This is a genomic window from Noviherbaspirillum denitrificans (assembly GCF_002211445.1).
GTDB lineage: Bacteria > Pseudomonadota > Gammaproteobacteria > Burkholderiales > Burkholderiaceae_D > Noviherbaspirillum > Noviherbaspirillum denitrificans.
Map to the genome: position 1 here is coordinate 3486780 of NZ_LSTO01000001.1, position 20951 is coordinate 3507730.

Sequence of the window (20951 nt, forward strand, 5' to 3'; positions counted from 1 at the left end):
TGCTGTTGAGAAGTACCGCAGGGATCGCCGCCAGATAGAACAGCGGATCGGGAATGAATGTCATCCCTGCGCGGATGAACGCGCATCACTGCCGGCAATCGTCCCGAGCAGCCAGTCCCGCACCACATTGGTTTGCTCGCGGTTGGATGCGTTCGACGGCGTGACCAGGTAGTAGGCAAGTTCACGCTGCAGCGAATGGTCGGTGAGGCAGACCAGCGCGCCACTCGCGAGTTCGGCTTCCAGCATGCGCTGCTGGCCCATCACGACGCCCAGCCCGTCGATCGCCGCCTGGTAGGCCAGCAGCGAACTGGGCAGCATCAGCGGTTCGTCTTCCTGCGGCATTTCGAGGTCGACCGACTTCAGCCAGGCTGGCCAGTCATCCTGCCGGTAGTGGGAATGGATCAGTCGGCAGCGCAGCAAGTCCTTGGGATGGCGCACCGGGCCGTTCTGCTTCAGGAAGGCCGGACTGCACATCGGGCGGATGTCGTCGCCGAACAGGTAGGTTGCGTCCACGCCCGGCCATTTGCCGTCGCCGAACTGGATCGATGCGTCGACCGCTTCCTTGGAGAAATCGACCGGTGCGACCGCCGTCGTCATGCGCAGGCGCACTTCCGGATTCGACTGCTGGAATTCGACCATGCGCCGCATGAGCCACTTGGCGGCGAAGGTCGAATACACCCGCAGCCGCAGGTACACCACGTCCTTGTCGATGCCCAGGCGCCGGGTGGCGGCGGCGATGCGCTCGAACGCCGGGCCGATGTCCTGGTAATAGCGCTGTCCGGCGTCGGTCAGGCGCACGCCGGTGCGGTCGCGGTGGAAGAACTGGATGCCGAGGTAATCCTCCAGCAGTCCGATCTGGCGGCTCACCGCGGACTGGCTGACATAGAGTTCGTCCGCGGCCTTCGAGAAGCTTTTCAGTCGCGCAACGCTCTCGAAGACGCGAAGCGGATTCAGCGGGGGAATGTTGCGACTCATGCAATACACCGTTCTTCCGTAACCAGCTGCGATGAGGTTTTACCTCCGGCACATCACAGGAGATGTGCCGCGCACTGATGATTTGATTCTACGGGAAGCGGTACGGCGAGCGATGAAGATTCGAGCAAGCTCGATTCTCAATAAGTGGCACGCCCGCCGGAGAGGTCGAACACGAAACCGGTGGTGAAACTGCATTCCGGGCCCGCGATCCAGGTGGTCATGGCGGCGATTTCCTCGATGCAGGCAAGCCTGCCCATCGGGATCTTGCCCTTGACCATCGCAATGAACTCCGGCGTCATGCCGGCCAGCAGGTCGGTTTCCGCCATCGTCGGCGCGATGCAATTGACGAGCACGCCAGACGCAGCCAGCTCCCGCGCCAGCGACTTGCTGAATCCGATCACGCCGGCCTTGGCGGCAGCGTATGCGGAATTGTTGGGATTGCCTTCCTTGCCGGCCACGGATGCAATGTTGACAATTCGTCCATGGCCGTTGTCCCGCATATGAGGGGCGGCGGCCCGGCAGCAGTGGTAGACGCCGTCGAGGTTCACTGCCATTACCCGCCGCCATGCATCGGGCGTCACTTCCCAGGCCGGGACGATCGGGCCGATGATGCCGGCGTTGTTGACGAGGATGTCGATGGTTCCTGCCGTTTCGCGGGCAACCGCAAACGCGGCTTCCACCGCGGCTGCATCCGTGACATCCACCGTTTGCAGCAGCAGCGGCTCGAAGCCGGCCGTCCCTACGTCGAAGCGCGAAAAATCGAGGTCCCACAACACGACCCGGCAGCCGTCGGCGGCAAGCCGGCGCGCAATGCCGAGACCGATGCCGCGCGCGGCACCGGTCACGATCGCCGTGCGGCCTCGGATCACGCAGCCGCTCCCACGCCTTCCGAAGTCGACGTTGCAGCGGCATCGCTGACGCCGAGCAGGCGGCCCTGCAATTCCTTGTCCGCCGCCAGCTTCTGCGCGCTGCCCTCGAATGCGACGCTGCCGTTGACCAGCACATACGCGCGATCGACGATGGGCAACACCGATTCCGCATGATGCTCGACGATCACGAGGGCGGCCCGTCCGCGCAGGCGGACCACCGCATCCATCACTTCCTTCACCACGGCGGGCGCCAGCCCTTCGAAGGGCTCGTCGAGCAGGATCACGCGGCTGGGCACCATCAAGGCGCGCGCGATCGCCACCATCTGGCGCTCGCCGCCCGACAGGTTTTCGGCACGCGACTTCATGCGTTCGCGCAGGCGCGGGAAGAGCTCGAACACTTCATCCATCGAAGCGCCGCCCGGACGCATCGCGAGGCGCAGGTTTTCCTGCACGGTCAGGTTGGGGAACAGGCGTCGCCCTTCCGGCACCATCGACAGGCCGAGGCGGTTGATCTCGTACGAGGCGGAGGACGTGATGTCCTTGCCGTCGAACAGCACCTGGCCGCCGCCGATCTCCACCGCGCCCATCATCGCGCGCAGCGTCGTGGTCTTGCCCACGCCGTTGCGGCCGAGCAGTGCCACCGCTTCGCCTTCGCGCACTACGATATCGACATCGTTCAGGATGCGGCTGCCCGCGTAGCCTGCCGATACCTTCTTTAGTTGCAGCACCGGCGCACCGATCTGCTGCTTGCGGTCGGATGCGACCGGCGCGAATGCGGCGGCTTCTTCCTCGTCCTTCGGCTTGCCGAGGTAGGCGGTGATCACGTCGGGGTTGGCCGCCACTTCGGCGGGCTTGCCGTCGGCGATCAGGCGGCCCTGGTGCAGCACGGTGATGCGGTCGGACAGGGTCAGCACCCGGTCCATGTCGTGTTCGATCAGCACCACCGCATGGGTGCGGGACAGCTTGCGGATCAGCGCGCCGACCACCTGCCGGTCTGCTTCGGCAAGGCCGGCGAGCGGCTCGTCGAGCAGCAGCAGCTTGGCTTCCGTTGCCAGCGTGATGGCGATTTCCAGCAGGCGCTGCTCGCCGTGCGACAGGTTGGTGCACAGCTCTTCCGCACGGTCCAGCAGGCCGACCGCGGCCAGCAGCGACCAGGTGCGGGCATTGACCTCGTTCAGGTCATACGCTTCGCGCCACATGCCATGGCGCTTCGCATGACGGGCACGCACCGCGACGTGCACGTTTTCAAACGCGGTCAGGTTGCGGAACACGCTGACGATCTGGAACGAGCGTCCCATGCCGAGGCGAATGCGCTTGTGGATCGGCATGCGGGTGATGTCATGGCCATCGAACAGGATCTGCCCTGCTGTCGGGCTCAGCACACCGGTGAGCATGTTGAAAAAGGTGGTCTTGCCGGCGCCGTTCGGTCCGATGAAGCTGTGCAGCTGGCAAGGCATCACATCGAGGTCGATGTTGTTGGCCGTGACGATGGAACCGAAGGACTTGCTCAACCCGCGCACCGAGAGGATGGGCTTGGACGGATCTAGCTTCGTATGACGGTCGTCGAAGTTGGCGATGACATCCGGGCGCCTCGGCGTGCGGCTGCGCACCAGCGACCAGCGTTCGCGGCCGCGAACACGCTGCACCAGGCCGTGGATGCCTTCGGGTGAGAACAGTGCGGACAGGATGATGATCGGGGCGAACAGCAGCCACCAGTTTTCCGTCACCGCGGACAGCTTTTCCTGCAGCAGGATGAAGCCGATCGCACCCCACAACGGACCGAGGAAATGATGCACGCCGCCCAGCACGGTCATCAGCAGCGAGTCGCCCGCGTGCTGCCAGCTCAGGTTGTTGGCGTACGCGCCCTGCAGCAGGAAGGCCAGCAGGCCGCCCGCATAGCCGATGACGACCGCGGAGATGACGAAGGCGGCAAGTTTCACGCGGTAGCTGTCGTAGCCGAGGCTGGTCACGCGCTGTTCATTGTCGCGCATTGCCTGCAGCAGGCGGCCGAAAGGCGAATGCGCGAGACGCCACAACATCCACATCGCGCCGACCACCGTGACCAGGCAGAACGCGTGGAACATCGGCTGCGATTCGAACAGCGGACGCGGCACGTTCTGCAAGCCGTTTTCGCCGCCGGTGAAATCGGTCCACTTGAACGCGATTTCATAGGCGATCTGCGAACAGGCCAGGGTCAGCAGCGAGAAGTACAGGCCCTTGCGGCGCAACACCACCGCGCCGAGCACGACGGCCAGCACGAGGGTGAACACCATCACGAAGATCAGCGCGGTAATTTCATTGCCGAACATGCCGCGCATCGACAGCGCTGCCGCATAGCTGGCGCAGCCGAAGAACACGGACGCGCCGAACGGCACCAGGCCGGTGTATCCCACCAGCAGGTTCACACCCGCGCCATAGAGCGTATAGATGGCGATCTCGGTAATGCGGCTGAGTGGAATATCGAGCGCCAGCGCAGCGAGGGAGATGGCAACCAGCGTGACGGACAGGCCGGTAACCGGATGACGGAAGATAGAGGATTTCATTCGAAGCGCTCCCAGCGTTCACCAAACAGGCCGCGCGGCCGGACAAGAAGGATGATGGCCATCAGCACATACATGGCTGCGGCCGATGCCTCGGGTTTGAACTGGATGGTCAACCCGGTGACGACACCGACCAGCAGGCCGGCGATGATCGCACCGAGATAGGAACCGAGTCCCCCGATGGTCACGATGACGAAGGCCGGCATGATGGCGCCGGCCGCCATCGATGGCGTGACCGTCCACAACGGCGCCGCAAGCAGGCCGGCGATGCCGGCGATGCAGCAGCCGAGCCCGAACACACCGGTCAGCACGCGCGGCAGGTTGATGCCGAGCAGGCCAACCATTTCAGCGTCGCGGCTGCCGGCGCGCAGAATGCGGCCGAACGGCGTGTAGGTGAGGAATGCCCACAGCCCGAGCAGCAAGGCGACGGTGGTCACCAGCACGGCGAGGCGATATTTTGTCAACAGGATCGGGCCGTATTCGACAAAGCCGGCGAGGAACGGCGGCGCGCTGAACGGCTGCCCGCCCGCACCCCAGAACAGCTTGATCAGCGCCTCGATGAACAGCGCAAGCGCGAAGGTGACGATAAGGCTGACCAGCGGGTCCTTGCCGTACATGCGCCGGATCAGCAGCAGTTCGACAATCATGCCGACGATGCCGACAAGGATGGGCGCGAAGATCACCGCCGCCCAGCCGAAGCTCTTATAGAGCGTGACCGCAAAATACGCGCCAAGGGAAAAGAATGCGCCGTGCGCGAAGTTGACGATGCCGAGCATCCCGAAGATGACCGACAGGCCGACCGCAATGAGCACGTAGAGGAAGCCCAGGACGAGTCCGTTCGTCGCCTGGGACAGCAGGGTTTCTAACATGAAGGTCTCCTTGGACAGCCGCCGGCGCGGCTGCCTGTTTCTATTGCTTCTTGTGTCTGTACTTCCCCCGCATGCAATGCGGGATCAGGTGCAATCGATCATAGCGGAAGGTTTTTGCGTGTAGGTTTCGCAAACATCATGGGGTCATGAGTTATCGGAACACGCCATTTCGGCGTTACCGGGTCCAGTTGGCTCGGATTTCCGCGATCACCGGAACGATGTCCGGGCGCACGCCGCGCCAGAGGTGGAAGGATTCCGCGGCCTGTCCGGCAAGCATGCCGAAGCCGTCAGCCACGCCCGCCACGCCATGCGCCAGCGCCGCATCCATGAACGGTGTATTGCCGTCGCCGTACGCCATGTCGTAGGCGAATGCGCCGTCGGCGAAGACACCGTCATGCAGGGGGATGGCGTCGCCGCTCAAGCTGGCCGAGGTCGCATTGATGACAAGGTCGAATTGTTCGCCCTTGAAATCCGAGAAGCCACCGCCGGACACATGGGCAGCGTTGGCGACCTGCTCTTTCAGCGCCACCGCCTTCGATGGCGTGTTGTTGGCGATCGCCAGGCGCGACGGCCCTTCTTCAAGCAACGGCCGCAGCACGCCGCGCGCGGCGCCGCCTGCGCCAAGGATGAGGATGCGCTTTCCTGCAAGCGTCAACCCAAGGTTTTCCTTCAGGTCGCGCACCAGGCCGACGCCATCGGTGTTGTCGCCGAGGATGCGGTCGTTGTCGAACATGAGCGTGTTGACCGCTTCGGCGAGGCGCGCGCGTTCGGTCAGCTCGTCGGCAATCGCGAAGGCTTCGAGCTTGAACGGGAGCGTGACATTCATCCCCTTGCCGCCACTTGCGCGGAAAGCTGTCACGCATTCGGCGAATTTGTCGAGCGGTCCGAAGATTGCCCCGTAGACGATGTCCTGCGCGCATTGGCGCGCGAACGCGGTGTGCAGTGCCGGGGATTTGCTGTGGGAAATGGGATTGCCGATGACGGCGTAATGGTCGGACATGGGTGTTCCGTTGGAAGTCGCAGGTTTGGCGCTCAAAAAGAAAAAGGCGTGTCCCTGCCGGGGCACGCCTCGCTATGGAAATATCTGCAGTTACGCCGCTGCGCGTTGCTCGGCCTTGCGCGCAATCGCATGCATGGCCGCGATATAGCCGAACACCAGGCCCGGACCGACGGTGATGCCCGGCGCAGTGTAGACGCCGCCCATCACCGAGTGCATGTCATTGCCCACTGCATACAGGCCCGCGATCGGCCTGTTCTGCGCGTCCAGCACCTGCGCATTCACGTCGGTCACGAGGCCGGTCGCCGCGCCGATGTCGCCCGGATACAGGCGCACCGCATAGTACGGCCCCACGCTCAGCGGTCCGATGTTCGGGTTCTTGCCGGTCCATGTCGCATCGCCGTTGTTGCGCTGGTACGCGGTGGTGCCGCGACCGAAGTCCGGATCGACGCCGGTTTCCGCGTAGGCATTGATCTTCTTGACGCTATCCTTCAGGCCAGACGCATCGATCTTCAGCTTTGCCGCGAGCTCGTCCAGCGTCGCACCGCTCGTCACGTAACCATCCTTCAATGCGGACGCCAGTCCCATCGGGCCGGGCCGGACCATGCCGATGCCGTACTTCTTCAGGGCAACCGCGTCGCACACGAGGTAGGCGGGGATGGATTCGGATTTCTTGTTCTCTTCCTGCATCGCCACGCCGAACAGGTGGTAGGACGTGCTTTCGTTCAGGAAGCGCTCGCCCTTCTTGTTCACGGTAATGAAGCCGGGCTTCGCGCGATCCATCACGAAGTGCGGGAACACCGCCGTGCTGCCATCCTTGCGCTTGCGCAGCGATACCGGCGCCCAGAAGGAATTGGTCAGGCCGCCGGTGCCGTAGTGCGCGCCCATGTTGAGTGCGAGTTCATGCGCTTCTCCGGTGTGGCCGGGCGCGCCCGGGCACCATGCGATATCGACGCCGGGCAGCATCTGCTTGCGCAGTTTCGGATTGCGGGTGAAACCGCCGGTTGCCAGGATCACGCCGCCGGTGACCTTGACCGTGCGGCGCTTGCCTTCCTGCACCAGCGTCACGGCATGCACGCCGGCTGCGTCGGCATGGATCTTCGCCAGCGAGGTCTTGATCGCGATCGGGACATTGCGCTGTTCCAGCGACAGCAGCAGGCGTCCGATCAGCGCATTGCCCATCACCATGCGCGTGCCGCGCGGATAGAAGAGCTTGTCCTTCCAGTGGCGCAGGATGATCATGCCGGAATACCAGAACGACTTGACCTGTTTGGTTGCGCGCAGCAAGTGAAAGATGTCGCTGCGGTCGACGGCCATGCCGCCGAGGACGGTGAATTCAGGAATCGGAGGACGGACCAGCGTCAGCAGCTTGCCCAGCTTGCGGCCGTCGAAAGGACTCGGCTCCAGCGCGCGACCCTTCATGGTCGAGCCTTCCAGCTCGGTCAGGTAGTCCGGATGCAGCGGGTAGGGACGGTATTTGACCTCGGACTTCGATTCGATATAGTCGACCGCCTTCGGTCCGGTCTGCAGGAGGACGCGGCGCAGCTCGGCCGGCGTGCGGTCGCCGACGGCGGCGTTCAGGAATTTTTCCGCGGTTTCGAGGGTATCGCCTTGGGACACTTCTGCCGCATGCCGGGTGCACGGAATCCAGGTGGTGGCGGCAGACAGCGCGGTCGTGCCGCCGACATACTCGGTGCGCTCGACCAGCAAGACTTTCTTGCCCTCGATCGCCGCAATCAGCGCGGCGGACATGCCGGCGCCGCCTGCGCCGACCACCACCACATCGTATGTCTCCCCTTCGGGCGGGAGCTTCCCGAGATCCAGCAACATGTCGTCTCCTTACAAATTGGAACGGCGTTCAAATATGAAACACTATATCAGTGCGAACGGAACGACCGTTGAGGATATGGACACGCAGATGAGCGTTTCCGCGAAAGCTGCTCTACTTTAACGGCCCTTCCTCGACCAGGACGTCGAACATCAGGCCCAGGTCCACCTGGAACATGCCGAGGCCGATCTGCGTGCCGCAGCCCGCGCGGCGCGCGGCTTCGATCATGGGCGTCACTGCGGGGGCGGTGATCACGTCGCCGACGAACATGTCGGCGGTGAACTTGTCCGCCTGCACCGGCATGGGATCATCGGGACGCATGCCGACGGGCGTGGCGTTAGCAACCAGCTTAAAACCGGTCGGGTCCGAAGAGCCGATGCGAACCCGGCTGCCAAAGCGGGTCCGCAGCCTTTCAACGAGGGAGTCGCGGCGGTCCTTGTCTTCATCGTGGATTGCCAGCTCGGCGACGCCGGCTTCCAGCAGCGCAAGCGCAATCGCGGAGCCCGCACCACCGGCGCCGACCAGCAATGCGCGCTGGCCTTCGGGACGGCAGCCGGCCTTGCGGATGCCGCCAACGAAGGCCGGGCCATCCACCATGTCGCCGTGCCAGGAACCGTCGGCGTTGCGGCGCATCACGTTGACTGCTCCGAGAAAGCGCGCACGGTCGGTCAGTGTCGCGCAGAAGCGCGTTGCGGCAAATTTGTGGGGAACGGTGACGAGCAGGCCGTCGAAATTCTTCGCCAGGCTAATGCCATTGACGAAGCGTTCGAGGTCGGGGGGAGACACATGGACGGGAATGACGACGGCGTTGCGGCCGCTTTCCAGCAAGGCCTTGGTCACGCCGGCCGGCGATTTCACTTGCGCGATCGGGTCGCCGACGATGCCAATAAGGCGCGTTTCGCCACTCAGTTTTGCATAGCTGTCCATCTGGTCTCCGTATCGAATTGTCATCCTCATCGATGGTAGCTGCCGGCATTCCGGCAGGGATGAAAATTCGGAAACGAAGCGTTCAGATTTGCGCTGACGCGCTGCAGGTTTCCTTGCCCGCCTGGATCATGTACTGCAACAGGTCCGACACCGGCGGCGTCAGGTTGGATGCGTTGCGCGCACACAGGTAGTACTGGCGCACCGCCCATTCATCCTTGAGCGGCAGGCAGGTCAGGTTCAGGCGCGATGCATGCATGCGCGCGCCCTGCTCCGGCATGATCGCCAGCCCGAGGCCTTCGCTGACCATGGTGCAGCGGGCTTCGAAGTTGGTGACCTGCACCCGCACATTCAGCGGGCGCGAGAGGCTTTGCTCCGCCAGCTCCATGAAGGCTTCGAAGGAGTGGCGCGGGAAATAGCCGACGAAATCGTAATCGACCGCTTCTTCGAGATAGATCGAACCCTTGGCTTCGAGCTCGTGGCCGCGCGGCACCACCAGCACCACGCGGTCGCCGACATAGGGATACGAGGTCACGCCCGGCGCCGGACGGATGCTGTGGTAGACGCCGATGTCGGCCTCGCCGTCGGCCACGAGACGGGGTATGTCGAAGCTCAGGCGCTCGAGCAGGTCGATGCGGGTATCGGGAGTGCGCTTCAGGTAGCGGCTGACGATGGTGGGGATGTACTGCAGCATGGTCGAGCGGTTCGCGACCAGGCGGATTTTTGCGATGCCGGTGGGCGCAAATTCGGCCACTGCTTCTTCGGCCAGCTTGACGCCGCGCAGGATGGATTTGGCGCGCTGGTACAGCATGTTGCCCGCCGGTGTGGGTTCCACGCCCCGGCCATGGCGATGCAGGAGCACGACGCCGAGCTGCCGTTCGAGTTCGATGATGCGCTTGCTGGCGGCCGAGGTCACGACGTTGACGCGCTCGGCCGCGCGCGACAGGCTCTTGTCCTCGACGGCGGCGACGAAGAGTTCCAGCGCGGGAATATCCATTCTCATCTGCTTTGTCTCCTGACTTTCTTGACCTCGGTCAATTCCAGACCGCAGTGCATTCTTGATGGCAATCCTACGCCGGGTTGGCCGAAGAAACCATCGGTTTAGCTCATCAACGTACTGCGTATCAGCCACAGCGAGCCGCTGATGCTCGCAAACGAAGCGACCGTCGTCGCCAGCAAGGCCGCTGCGCACACTTCATCCTCGCCGTAGCGCTGCGCGAGGATCGGATAGATACTCATCATCGGCATGCTGGCAAAGGCGAGCGCGGCCGCGAACAGCGTCGGTTCGGGATGCGGGATGAACAGGAACATCGCCAGCACCGCGAGCGGATGGAGGATCAATTTGCCGAGGACGACTTGCGAAATGTCGCCGACCATCCGTCCCGGCTTGAGGCCGACCAGCGTGCCGCCGATGACGAACAGTGCGACCGGCGCGGATGCCGCGGCCAGCATTTCGATTGCTCGGCTGACCGGCGCCGGTGCGCGCAGGTCCAGCATCGAGCAGGTAAAGCCGGCGATGATGGCGATGATGAGCGGGTTGCGCAGTAGCTGCGCGAAGGCGGCCAGCACGACCGCGCGCGCGGGACGGCCGCCGCTGTCCCGCATGCCGGCCTCGGCCACGCCCAGCGCGAGTGGGGACATCAACAGGTTTTCCACTGTCATCGTCAGCGCCATCGCCACCGCTGCGGTGGGCCCGAGGAACTGCACCACGATCGGATAGCCGATGAAGCCGCTGTTCGACGCCGACATGCCGAGGCCGCGCAATGCGCTCGCCTGCAGGCTGCGCTTCTGGCCGAAACGGGCTACCGAGAATCCGATCGCCATCGCGGCCAGCGATCCGAGCGCGTAACCCGCGATGAACCTGAGGTTCATGATTTCGGTGAAGTCACGTTCGGACAGTGCGCGAAACAGCAGCGCGGGTAGCGCAATACTGATGACGAAGCGGCCCATGACACGGATGTCAGCCCGGGTAAACCATTCCAGGCGCACTGCCGCGAAACCGAGCCCGATGATGGTGAAAATCGGGCCGGTGATCAAAAGTATTTCCAGCATGCCTGTTCTTCTCTTTTCCCGGCGAATCGACTATTCTGGAATGGCATTCCAGTTTAGGACAATATAACACTTTTTCGAATTCATCCGGAAATTGGCAAAAACACAAAACCCGCCGCGCAGCCGAAGCAGCGGGCGGGTTTGAATGGCACAGTCAGCTTATCGGGCCGGCTGCTCCGGCACGAGGCGGAGGTCGGCAAGGTCGATGCGGTCGAGCTGCCACAGCTTGTCGCGCAGTTGCAAAGCCGGGCCGGCGCCGATGACGGGCGCGACCAGTTCATCGAACTTGTCGTTCAGTTCGCCGTCGGTAAGCGGCGCTTCGGGATCGCCCTTGCGGTACGGCGAGAAATGCTGGAAGGTGCGCCCGTCCTCGGTTGTGATGGTGACGCGCGCGGCGCGGACTGCCGGGAATTTGGCGCTCAGTTCTGGATCGGCATTCAGCGACACGCGGCGCATCAGCGCGCGGGTGCGTTCGTCCGACAGGCGCGTCTCGGTGAACGCGTTCAGGCGCACCGAGCCATACAGGAGCGCGTGGCTGATCACGTACGGCAGGCTGAACCTGGCCTGTTGGGCGGATTGCGGATCGGCATTGCCGGTGACGTCGAGCGCGGCCTGGTAGGTATCGACGGCGATGGAGCGAATCGCAGCCGGATGCAATTCACCGATCTCGCTCCGAAGGACGAGCGCCGCATCAATCGCGGCAAAGGTATGCCCGCAGCAGCCGTGGTTCTTTTGCGTGACCTGCGTGATGTTGTAGCGTTCGCCAAGACCATCGGTCGCGCGGTGCCAGTGCGGTCCGTCGGACATCGCGGCGCCGAAGCCGGCATCGCCTTCCAGGATGTCGAGCGCGCCGGTAATGCCGTTGGCCGCGCCCTTGGCTGCCGTGACGCCGGCGGCGGCCGCATGCCCGCCGTGCAGCGCCTTGGTCATCGATTCGGAGCGGAACGCCTGTTGCAGGCCGGACGCAAAGGTGGCTGCGGTCGCCAGCGCATGGCGCATGACATTGGTGTCGCCGGGATTGGTGAGGAAAGCCACAGCCGCGGCACTGCCGAAGCAGCCGACGGTGCCAGTGGTGTGGAAGAAGCGGTAATGCGAGGGCTGCACCGCCGCGCCGATGCGCGTCGACACTTCATAGCCGACCGTCACCGCACGCAGCAGGTCGCGCCCGGAACACGCCTCGTCCTCGGCCACCGCCAGCGCGGCAGCAATCGTCGGCACGCCGGGATGGTAGACCGCGTCGCGAAAGATATCGTCGAACTCGACTGCATGCGACGCGGTGCCGTTGATCCAGGCTGCCGTCGCGGGGAAGGCCGTGGTCTTGAAGCCGGGCAGGCTGGAGCGACCATGCCCCAGTTCGCGGAAATGCGCGCGCACGAGGTTGGTCGCCGGCGCGACGCGGGTGCCCGGGTACAGAGCGGAAAACCAGTCGACCACCGCGCGCTTCGCATGGTGCATCACTTCATCGGACAGTTCCCGATTCGCTTCGTGTTGCGTGTACAGGGCGATCTCATCCAGGATTCGTTGCATGTCGGGTTCTCCATCGCGTGGCATTTCATATTAGCGCGTGGCTATCGAATCGACGTGAAAATTCGGAAAGGCTTCTTTCATATTCGATGCATGGCCGCTACCGTGAAAGCTCGGTTTCCATTTTTTCGTAACGCAGGCGGCGGCGCGGACTAGGATGGCAACAGTGACGGCATCCATGCCGGAGTTCTAGAGAAAAGGGGCCGGGCGTTCCGGGCCATTCATAACTGGTGAGGCGATAATTATGGAAAAGCAAGTAGCAGCGGTACAGATGGTTGAATACCTGGAGCGCGTCGGCGTGGAAGTCATGTATGGCATGTGCGGCCACACGCTGGTGCAGATGCTGGACGCGCTGAGCCGCAGCAAGATCAACTTCGTGTCGTGCCGCCATGAACAGCTCGCCGCCCATATCGCCGACGGTTACGCACGCGTCTCGGGCAAGCCCGGCGTCGTCCTCACCCACGTCGGCCCCGGCCTCACCAATGCGATCACCGGCATCGCCACCGCGTCGCTGGATTCGGTGCCGATGGTCGTCATCACCGGCAACATCCAGTCCTACGGTTTTGGCCGCGGCCCGCACCAGGAAGTGAACCTGCACGCCGATGCGGACCAGATCGAAATCTGCCGTCCGATCTGCAAGCGCGTCTACCGCGTGACCCGCGCCGACGACCTGCCGCGCGTGCTGGAACGCGCGTTCCACATTGCCCAGTCCGGCCGCAAGGGCGTCGTACTGGTGGACGTGCCGATGGATTTCTTCTCGACCGAACTGCCGGTCGGCTCCTTCAAGCAGACGCCGGCGCCGATCGCCAACCCGGCGATTTCCGAAGAGCAGGCCAGGCTGGTCGCCGAAGCGCTCGCCAAGGCGGAACGCCCTGTGCTGTACGTCGGCGGCGGCATCCACATTGCCCGCGCCACCAAGGAACTGATCGCCCTGGCCGAAGCGCTGGAAGTGCCGGTTGCCACCAGCCTGATGGGCAAGGGTTCGCTGCCCGATGCGCATCCGCTGCTGCTGGGCACGACCGGCTACTGGGGCCAGCCGGTCGCGAATGAACTCTGCCGCAACGCCGACCTCATCGTCGCCGTCGCCACGCGTTTCGCGGAAACCGACTGCAGCTCCTGGGATCCGGAATTCACCTTCGACATTCCGAAATCGCGCCTGATCCACATCGATATCGATGCCGGCGAAATCGGCCGCAACTACCAGGCGGAGCTGGGCATCGTTGCGGATGCCAAGCAGGCGCTGGGCATGATCGCAAAGGCCGCCAAGGGCATGGAACACCGCAACCGCGGGAACTTGCGCAAGACCATCGCCGACGGCCGCGCCAGCTTCCAGACGCGCTGGGCCGAACAGCGCGAATCGACTGAATTCCCGCTGCGCCCGGAACGCGTGATCGCCGACGTGCGCAAGGCGCTGCCGGAAGACGGCTTCATCGTCACCGACGTGGGCTGGAACAAGAACGGCGTCGGCCAGCAGATGGCACTCAACGTGCCGGGCACCATGATCACCCCCGGCGGCATGGCGACGATGGGCTTCGGCCACGCCGCGGTGCTGGGCGCGAAGTATGCGGCGCCGGACCGTGCAGCAGTCGCGCTGATCGGCGACGGCTGCTTCTCCAGCAACGTCGGCGTGATCGCGACGGCGGTCGAGCAGAAGCTGCCGGTAGTGTGGGTGGTGATGGACAACGCTTCCTACGGCGTGATCTCGGGTATCGAGAAACGCCATCTTGGCGGCACCTACGGTTGCATGTTCGAGTCGGACGGCAAGCCCTACCACATCGACTTCGCCACCATCGCCCGCGCATTCGGCGCGAATGGCGTGGCAATCGAACGTGCCGACCAGCTGGAAGGCGCGGTGCGCGATGCACTGGCCTCCGGCGTGCCGACCGTGATCCAGGTGCCGGTGCAACTGGTGCCGACGCCGACCACCGGCCACTGGGAAATCAACCGCATGTTCCGCAAGCCGAACTGATCTCCCCTCCTCCGAGGTCTTTCATGATGGACACGGCATCGTCGATGCCGTGGTCCGTCACTTTTTTTATCCAATAACAAGGAGACCACATGCTGTCCAGACTCTCGTCCGTTTTCATCGGCGTCGCTGTCCTGTGTTCCGCGCAATCCGCGCTCGCGGAAACCGAGCGGGAAAGCGAAGTAAAGCAGCTGGTGAAGAAGGCGGCTGCCCACATCAAGACCAACGGCCTCGACAAGGCGTGCAAGGATTTCTCCAGCACCGACACCGGCTTCCTGAAGGGCGAACTCTATGTGTTCGTGCAGGACGTGAACATCAAGGTGCTGTGTCACCCGACGAATGCGCGCCTGGTCGGCAAGGAATTGCTCGACCTGAAGGATGCCGACGGCAAGGCGTTCAACCATGAAATGGCCGAGCTGGCCAAGAGCAAGGGAAGCGGTTGGATCACCTACCGCTGGCCCAATCCCGTCACCCAGCAGATCGGCACGAAGACCACCTACATCGAACGCGTCGGCGACATGATCGTCGGTAGCGGGATTTACAAGTAATCGACAGGCTCTCGGGCAGCAAGGAACGCTGCCCGTATTCCATCACGACACAGCGTCGATCAGCGCCTGCAGGTTGCCTTCACCAAAACCGTGCCCGCCCTTGCGCTCGACGATTTCAAAGAACAGCGGTCCGACTTCCGGCCGCGTGAAAATCTGCAGCAGCAGTTCCGGCCCGTTGTCTCCATCCGTCGTCCCGTCGATCAGCACATGGTTGCGGCGCAGGCGCTGCACGTCTTCGCCGTGTCCGGGTAAACGCTGGTCGACCTGGTCGTAGTATTTGTCCGCCGTCGGCACGAATTGCACCTTGCCGGCGAGTGCCTCGACTGTCGCATGGATGTCCCTCGCTTCCAGCGCGATATGCTGGATGCCTTCGTCGTGGTATTCAGCAAGGTAGCGCTGCATCTGCGCCGAGCGTTCGCTGCCTTCCTCGTAGAGCGGAATGCGGATCTGGCCGCAGGGAGAAACCATCACCTTCGATTGCGCGGCGAGATGCCAGTGCGCGTCGATGTCGTGGATCTCGCGGAAATTGAAGATGCGCTGGTAGAAGGTGATCCATTCCGGCATGCGGCCGACCGGTGCGCTGAGCGCGAGGTGGTCGATGCGGAACAGCCCCGCGCCGGGATGCACCATGTCCTGCTCGGCCGTGGCGATATCCAGCGGTTCGAAGTCGACGTCGTAGATCGAGATATCGCCGATGCCGCCCTTGCGGCCATTCTTGCCGTTCCAGCGATCGACGAAATAGATCAGCGATTCGCCGATGCCCTTGATCGCCGGAATGTTCAGCTCCATCGGGCCCACCGTGTTGCTGACGAAACTCCATGCGCCAAGATCGAGCGCGCGCTGGTAGGCGGCTGCCGCATCCTGCACGCGGATGCCGACCGCGCAGATCGACAAGCCATGTTCGTCCGCGAAGCCGGCGGCGAATGAGTCAGGTTCGGCGTTGATGAGGAAGTTGACTTCACCCTGTCGATACAGGGTGACGTTCTTGTGACGGTGCCGCGCGATGGCCTTGAATCCGAGGCGTTCGAAATAGGATCCCAGTGCCACCGGGTCCGGCGCGGCGAATTCGATGAATTCGAACCCGGCGGTGCCCATCGGGTTATCCCATGTGACGAAGTCTGCTGTCATGCCGTCTCCTGCGTGTGATGTGTGACCGGGTTCGGATACGCGTTGCGATCCCCTTGAATTATAGGTGGGATCGCAATGCCGAAACACACTCTTCTATGCTGCAACTTCGGGCTTGCGCGGCGCGACCAGGAATACCCATGTCAGCGCAATGAAGTAGGCAACCGGCACCATCGTAAACAGCACCGAATAATTGTTGTCGGTCGCGGTCAGGATATAGCCGACCAGTTGCGTCATGAACATGCCGCCGATCGCACCGCACATTCCGCCGACGCCGAACACGGAGCTGACCGCGTTCTTCGGCGCGGTATCCATCGCGACGCTCCAGATGTTGGCAGTCCATGCCTGGTGGGCGGCGATGGCGATCGAGATGTACAGTACCGCGCTCCACAGGCCGCTGGCCGATGCCGCGAACATGATGGGCAGGATGCACAGCGCACAGATCAGCATCGACAACAGCCGCGAACGCAGCGGCGCCATGCCGCGCGCAATCATCGTGGAAGACAGCACGCCGCCCAGCACGCTGCCGACGTCGGCGGCGAGATAGATCACGATCAGCGGCAGGCCGAGCTGGCTCACGCTGATACCGAGGTTGTATTGCTTGTTCAGGAAAGGCGGCAGCCAGTACAGGTAAAACCAGAACACCGGCGCCGACATCATGTTGCCGAAGGCATAGGCCCAGGTGGCGCGCAGGCGCAGCACTTTTGAAATCGGCACCTTCGGCGGCTCGGCCTCCGCGCCGCTCTGCACATATTCCAGTTCGCGCGCGGTCACGGTCGGATGGTCTTCCGGGTTGTGATAGGACTTCAGCCAGAAGAAGAGCCAGATCAGGCCGGCGGCGCCGATCACGTAGAACGACACTTGCCATCCCCACACCGCCATCATTGCCGGAATCAGCATCGGCGTGACCATCGCGCCGACGTTGGTGCCGGCATTGAAGATGCCAGCGGCAATCGCGCGCTCACCCGCCGGGAACCAGTTGCGCGTGGTCTTGATGCAGGACGGATAATTGCCCGCTTCCGACAAACCGAGGAAGAAGCGGCACACCATGAAGCCGAGCACCGAGCCGGCCAGCCCATGCGCGGCCGCGGCAATGCTCCAGAAGAACACTGCGATCGCGAATCCGCGCTTGACGCCAAGCTGGTCGATCAACCGGCCCTGGATGAGGTAGCCGATCGCGTAGCCGACCTGGAACCAGAAATTGATGTTGGCGTAATCCTGTGCGGTCCAGTTCATGGCCTTGGACAGCACCGGCTGCATGATGCCCATCGCCGCGCGGTCGATGTAGTTCAGGGTGGTGGCAAAGAACACGAGGGCCAGCATGCCCCAGCGCACTTTACCGATCGTCATGGCGGCGCGGATCTTGCCGAATGTTGTGGCGGGAACCACCGGCGCTGCCGCCGGCTGGGTGAAATTGTTGATCACGTCAGTCTTCTCCTGAATCGGTTGGAAAGGAAATTTTTCCTCTGGCCCTGGCCATTGCTTTTTTGATCTCTAATTCTTTTGTTTGCAGGCCTGGCACGATCCGGAGAAGCGGTGCGCAATGCGCGTCCGCTGGCGCCTTACGCGGTGGTCTGCGCGTTCAGCCAATCGACGCTTGTGCGTCCGCGTTCGGCCACGAACGACGGTTTCGCGTTGCCGTAACCGTCATTGAGCACCTCGAACGCGTAGTCGCCGCGGTATCCCTGCCCTTCCAGCAGCTTCAGCAATTCGCCGAACCGTTGCGAGCCTTCTCCCGGGAACACCCGCTGGTGCTGCAACACCTCTGCCGGATGCTCGAAATCCATCACGAAATCCGCGAGCGGCACCAGTGCGATCTTCTCCACCGGGATCTGCCGCAGTGCATCAAGCGGCGACTTGCGCACGAATACGTGGAACGCATTGACCACCACGCCGAGGTTGGGGCAGTTTGCGCGCTGCACCACTTCCCACGCCTGTGCGTAATCGCGGATCCACATTGCATTCGGCAATGCCTCGAAACCGATCTTCATCCCCAGCGGAATCGCCAGCGTGGCCAGCGTCGCGAGGTCTTCCGCCGCCTGGTCGATGTTGTCGGTGCTGAAGGGCGAGGTGGTGGCGCTCACCCGCAGCAGCCGGGCGTCGACGGATTGCATGATTTGCATCAGGTTCTTCGCCACTTCGATCTTTTGCGCGCGCGCTTCCCGCGGGCCGCTGTCGAAATCGCGCAGCATCTGGAAGCTGCCGACCTTCAGTCCGCTGTCTTTTACGGCCTGCGCCGCGGCGTGCGCGCCGCCCGGGTGCTTGAGCAGGTCGCTGGCCCACAATTCCACCGAACCGAAGCCGGCGCCACGGATCGCCTCCAGCTTGTGTTCGAGGTCGCCGCCCATGGCAACGGTGCTGAAACTGAATCGATCTAGGCTGATTGGCATCGCGGATCTTGGTCAATGGTTGAAGAGGTCATCCCAGTGCATGATGCACGGGCGCTACCCGGTTGGCAACCGGACAGCCGCCCTGGTACAAGCACGCGTCCATCGGCCTGTTCCTGCTGCAGTGCATCAGTCCGTCGATACGTGGTGCACCTTGCGGTCCGGCGAGTAGATGTCCATGATGTTCCAGTGGCCGGCAGTCGGCACAGGTTCGTTCATCATCGCGACATCGATCACGAACGGCTTGCCGGAATTGACCGCGCGCTCCAGCACGGTCTTGAATTCTTCGGCCGATTCGATCCGCACGCCTTCCGCGCCATAGGCGCGGGCGATCGCCGCGTAGTCGACGTTGTACGGTTCGCCATCCTTGCGGAACAGCGTGCCGACGGTGGTGCCGTAGTGCGCCTTCTGCAGGCCGGCGATGGTGCCGTACGCGCAGTTGTTCATGATGACCCACACGACCGGGACGTTTTCTTCCATGGCGGTGGCCAGCAGCGCCGGGTTCTGGCCGAAGCCGCCGTCGCCCACCAGCGACACGACAACGCGGTTCGGGCAAGCGATCTTCGCGCCGATCGCCGCGGGGGCGCCGAAGCCCATCGTTGCGTAACCGCCCGGTGTCAGGATGCTGCCCGGCGTATAGACCGGGAATTGCTGGCCGACGCCGTTCTTGTTCCAGCCCACGTCGGTAGTGATGATGGCGTCGCGCGGCAGCACTTCACGCACTGCGGCAAGGATGCGTTCCGGGCGCATCGGGAAAGCATCGTTGACCACGTGCTTCTGGTTGCCGGCCACGAAATCCTTGCGATACGCAGCGATTTCCTCTTTCAGCGTGTCGTTGCGGCGGCCTTCCGGATACAGCTTCTTCGCCACGCGGTTGAGCACGACGAGCGCCTGCTTGAGGTCGGCGACAACGCCGATTTCCGCCGGGTAGTTGCGGCCGATTTCACTCGGGTCGATGTCGATGTGGATCAGCTTCGAGCCGGGGAAGTTGAAGGTGTATTCCGACTCCCAGGAACTGCAGTCGGCTTCCGCGAAACGGGTGCCGAGGCCGAACACGTAATCCGCGTCGCGGCACTTGCCGTTGACGAATTTCGTGCCCCAGAAACCGGTCATGCCCAGCGTGAATGGATGGTCGTCCGGCAGCACGCCCTTGCCCATCAGGCTGTGCGCGACCGGGAAGCTCATGCGGGTGACGAATTCCTTCAGCTCTTCCGCCGCGTCAGCCAGCACCACGCCGCCGCCAACGTACAGCAGCGGGGATTTCGCATTGACCAGCGTCTCGATGATCTGGGTTGCGGTCTGCTCGTCGATCGACGGCTTGCGCAGCTTGCGGGTATGCGGCTTCACGCGGTCGAACAGCGCGACGTCGACTTCCATCGAGAAGATATCCATCGGCACCGACACCAGGACCGGACCCGGGCGGCCGCTCTCGGCGAGCTGGAAAGCCTTTTCAATGATTTCCGGGAACAGGTCCGGACGCTCGACGCGCCACACACGCTTGCAGAACGGCCGGTAAATCTCGGACTGCGACGCGTCCGCGTGCAGGTTGATCTCCTGGTGCGGATGCTTGCCGTAATAATGGCTGGGCACGTCGCCGGCGATCACGACCATCGGGATCGAATCCAGCGCCGCATTGGCGACACCGGTGGATGCGTTGGTGAGGCCGGGGCCGAGGTGACTGAGCAGGACGGCGGTCTGCTTGCCGGCGCGCGCATAACCGTCGGCGATGTGCGCCGCGACCTGTTCATGGCGGGTATTGATGAACTTGATGCTGCTCTTTTCCAGCGCGGAGAGGACGGCGATGTTGGTGTGGCCGCACAGGCCGAACAGATGGGTGACGCCGCGGTCTTCAAGGTACTTCACCAGCTGGTGCGAAATCAGGTCTTTCATTTGGGTCTCCATGGGATCAGGTCACGGGTGCTTCACTGGCGGGCGGCGCCCGCGGATTTCGGTGGTCAGGTCTTGTCCTTGTCGAGGCTGCCGGGTGCGAGGCGGCGCTCCGGCACGCCCGTGTAGCTGTAGGGAATACCCTTGGGCATCGGTCCCTTGATGCGGGCGCCCTGCTGCTTCTGTTCCCATGCGTGCGACAGGATGCCGACCGCGCGCGACAGGATGAACAGCCCGCGCCCCAGTTCGGCGGCAAATCCAAGTTCGGAAAAAATCACGGCGGTCACGCCATCGATGTTCATCGGGATGCGCTTGCCGGTGCGGCGCGCGAGCGCCTCTTCGACCGCGACGCCGATGCGCGCATAGTGCCCGCCGATCGTGCCCTTTCCACGGGCGGCATCGACCAGCTGCAGCAGCCGCGGCGTGCGCGGGTCGGTCGGGTGGAAGCGATGGCCGAAGCCGG

The 20951-nt window shown here is 63.4% G+C and carries 17 protein-coding genes; 2 read left to right on the top strand and 15 right to left on the bottom strand.

Annotation, left to right across the window (positions count from 1 at the left end):
* Window positions 1-60: 60 nt before the first annotated feature.
* From gcvA to AYR66_RS16890, 10 genes are all read right to left on the bottom strand, one after another.
* Window positions 61-975, bottom strand: a complete 915-nt coding sequence (gene gcvA, locus AYR66_RS16845) for a transcriptional regulator GcvA (RefSeq protein WP_088708467.1) — start codon at window positions 973-975, stop codon at window positions 61-63.
* 137 nt (window positions 976-1112) lie between these two features.
* Window positions 1113-1844, bottom strand: coding sequence for an SDR family NAD(P)-dependent oxidoreductase (locus tag AYR66_RS16850; protein ID WP_088708468.1), 732 nt, complete (start codon window positions 1842-1844; stop codon window positions 1113-1115).
* Window positions 1841-4387 carry a branched-chain amino acid ABC transporter ATP-binding protein/permease gene (locus tag AYR66_RS16855; RefSeq protein WP_088708469.1) on the bottom strand — a complete coding sequence of 849 codons (2547 nt, stop codon included), beginning with the start codon at window positions 4385-4387 and terminating at the stop codon, window positions 1841-1843. The genes AYR66_RS16850 and AYR66_RS16855 overlap by 4 nt, the downstream gene beginning before the upstream one ends.
* Entirely contained in the window at window positions 4384-5253 is an 870-nt protein-coding gene (locus AYR66_RS16860; RefSeq protein ID WP_088708470.1) for a branched-chain amino acid ABC transporter permease, read from the bottom strand. The genes AYR66_RS16855 and AYR66_RS16860 overlap by 4 nt, the downstream gene beginning before the upstream one ends.
* A gap of 175 nt (window positions 5254-5428) precedes the next feature.
* Window positions 5429-6253 carry a shikimate dehydrogenase gene (gene aroE, locus AYR66_RS16865; protein WP_088708471.1) on the bottom strand — a complete coding sequence of 275 codons (825 nt, stop codon included), beginning with the start codon at window positions 6251-6253 and terminating at the stop codon, window positions 5429-5431.
* A 90-nt stretch (window positions 6254-6343) separates the two neighbouring features.
* Window positions 6344-8080, bottom strand: coding sequence for an FAD-dependent oxidoreductase (locus AYR66_RS16870; protein ID WP_088708472.1), 1737 nt, complete (start codon window positions 8078-8080; stop codon window positions 6344-6346).
* A 112-nt stretch (window positions 8081-8192) separates the two neighbouring features.
* Window positions 8193-9005, bottom strand: a complete 813-nt coding sequence (locus AYR66_RS16875) for a shikimate dehydrogenase family protein (protein ID WP_088708473.1) — start codon at window positions 9003-9005, stop codon at window positions 8193-8195.
* 82 nt (window positions 9006-9087) lie between these two features.
* Window positions 9088-9999 (bottom strand): LysR family transcriptional regulator, encoded by a 912-nt coding sequence (locus AYR66_RS16880; protein ID WP_170942180.1) that lies wholly within the window; start codon window positions 9997-9999, stop codon window positions 9088-9090.
* Window positions 10000-10103: 104 nt separating this feature from the next.
* Window positions 10104-11054: an AEC family transporter gene (locus AYR66_RS16885; RefSeq protein WP_088708475.1), complete on the bottom strand. Its 951-nt coding sequence runs from the start codon at window positions 11052-11054 to the stop codon at window positions 10104-10106.
* 156 nt (window positions 11055-11210) lie between these two features.
* On the bottom strand, window positions 11211-12578 hold the full coding sequence (locus AYR66_RS16890) for an MmgE/PrpD family protein (protein ID WP_088708476.1): 1368 nt from the start codon (window positions 12576-12578) through the stop codon (window positions 11211-11213).
* A 241-nt stretch (window positions 12579-12819) separates the two neighbouring features.
* Here AYR66_RS16890 and AYR66_RS16895 point away from each other — a divergent pair, with 241 nt between their 5' ends.
* Window positions 12820-14544 (top strand): thiamine pyrophosphate-binding protein, encoded by a 1725-nt coding sequence (locus AYR66_RS16895; protein WP_088708477.1) that lies wholly within the window; start codon window positions 12820-12822, stop codon window positions 14542-14544.
* A gap of 89 nt (window positions 14545-14633) precedes the next feature.
* Window positions 14634-15089, top strand: a complete 456-nt coding sequence (locus AYR66_RS16900) for a cache domain-containing protein (RefSeq protein WP_088708478.1) — start codon at window positions 14634-14636, stop codon at window positions 15087-15089.
* 42 nt (window positions 15090-15131) lie between these two features.
* On the opposite strand, the gene hppD is transcribed toward AYR66_RS16900, so the two are convergent.
* The 5 genes from hppD to AYR66_RS16925 form a co-directional block, all read right to left on the bottom strand.
* The gene (gene hppD / locus AYR66_RS16905) at window positions 15132-16217 is read right to left on the bottom strand and encodes a 4-hydroxyphenylpyruvate dioxygenase (RefSeq protein ID WP_088708479.1); all 1086 of its coding nucleotides are present in this window, start codon (window positions 16215-16217) and stop codon (window positions 15132-15134) included.
* A 93-nt stretch (window positions 16218-16310) separates the two neighbouring features.
* Window positions 16311-17639, bottom strand: a complete 1329-nt coding sequence (locus AYR66_RS16910; protein WP_234814925.1) for an MFS transporter — start codon at window positions 17637-17639, stop codon at window positions 16311-16313.
* Between the two features lie 137 nt (window positions 17640-17776).
* Entirely contained in the window at window positions 17777-18604 is an 828-nt protein-coding gene (locus AYR66_RS16915) for a sugar phosphate isomerase/epimerase family protein (RefSeq protein ID WP_088708480.1), read from the bottom strand.
* A gap of 126 nt (window positions 18605-18730) precedes the next feature.
* Window positions 18731-20491 (bottom strand): thiamine pyrophosphate-binding protein, encoded by a 1761-nt coding sequence (locus AYR66_RS16920; protein ID WP_088708481.1) that lies wholly within the window; start codon window positions 20489-20491, stop codon window positions 18731-18733.
* 65 nt (window positions 20492-20556) lie between these two features.
* A partial coding sequence (locus tag AYR66_RS16925; protein ID WP_272938350.1) for a citrate/2-methylcitrate synthase occupies window positions 20557-20951 on the bottom strand: 395 nt, incomplete at its 5' end.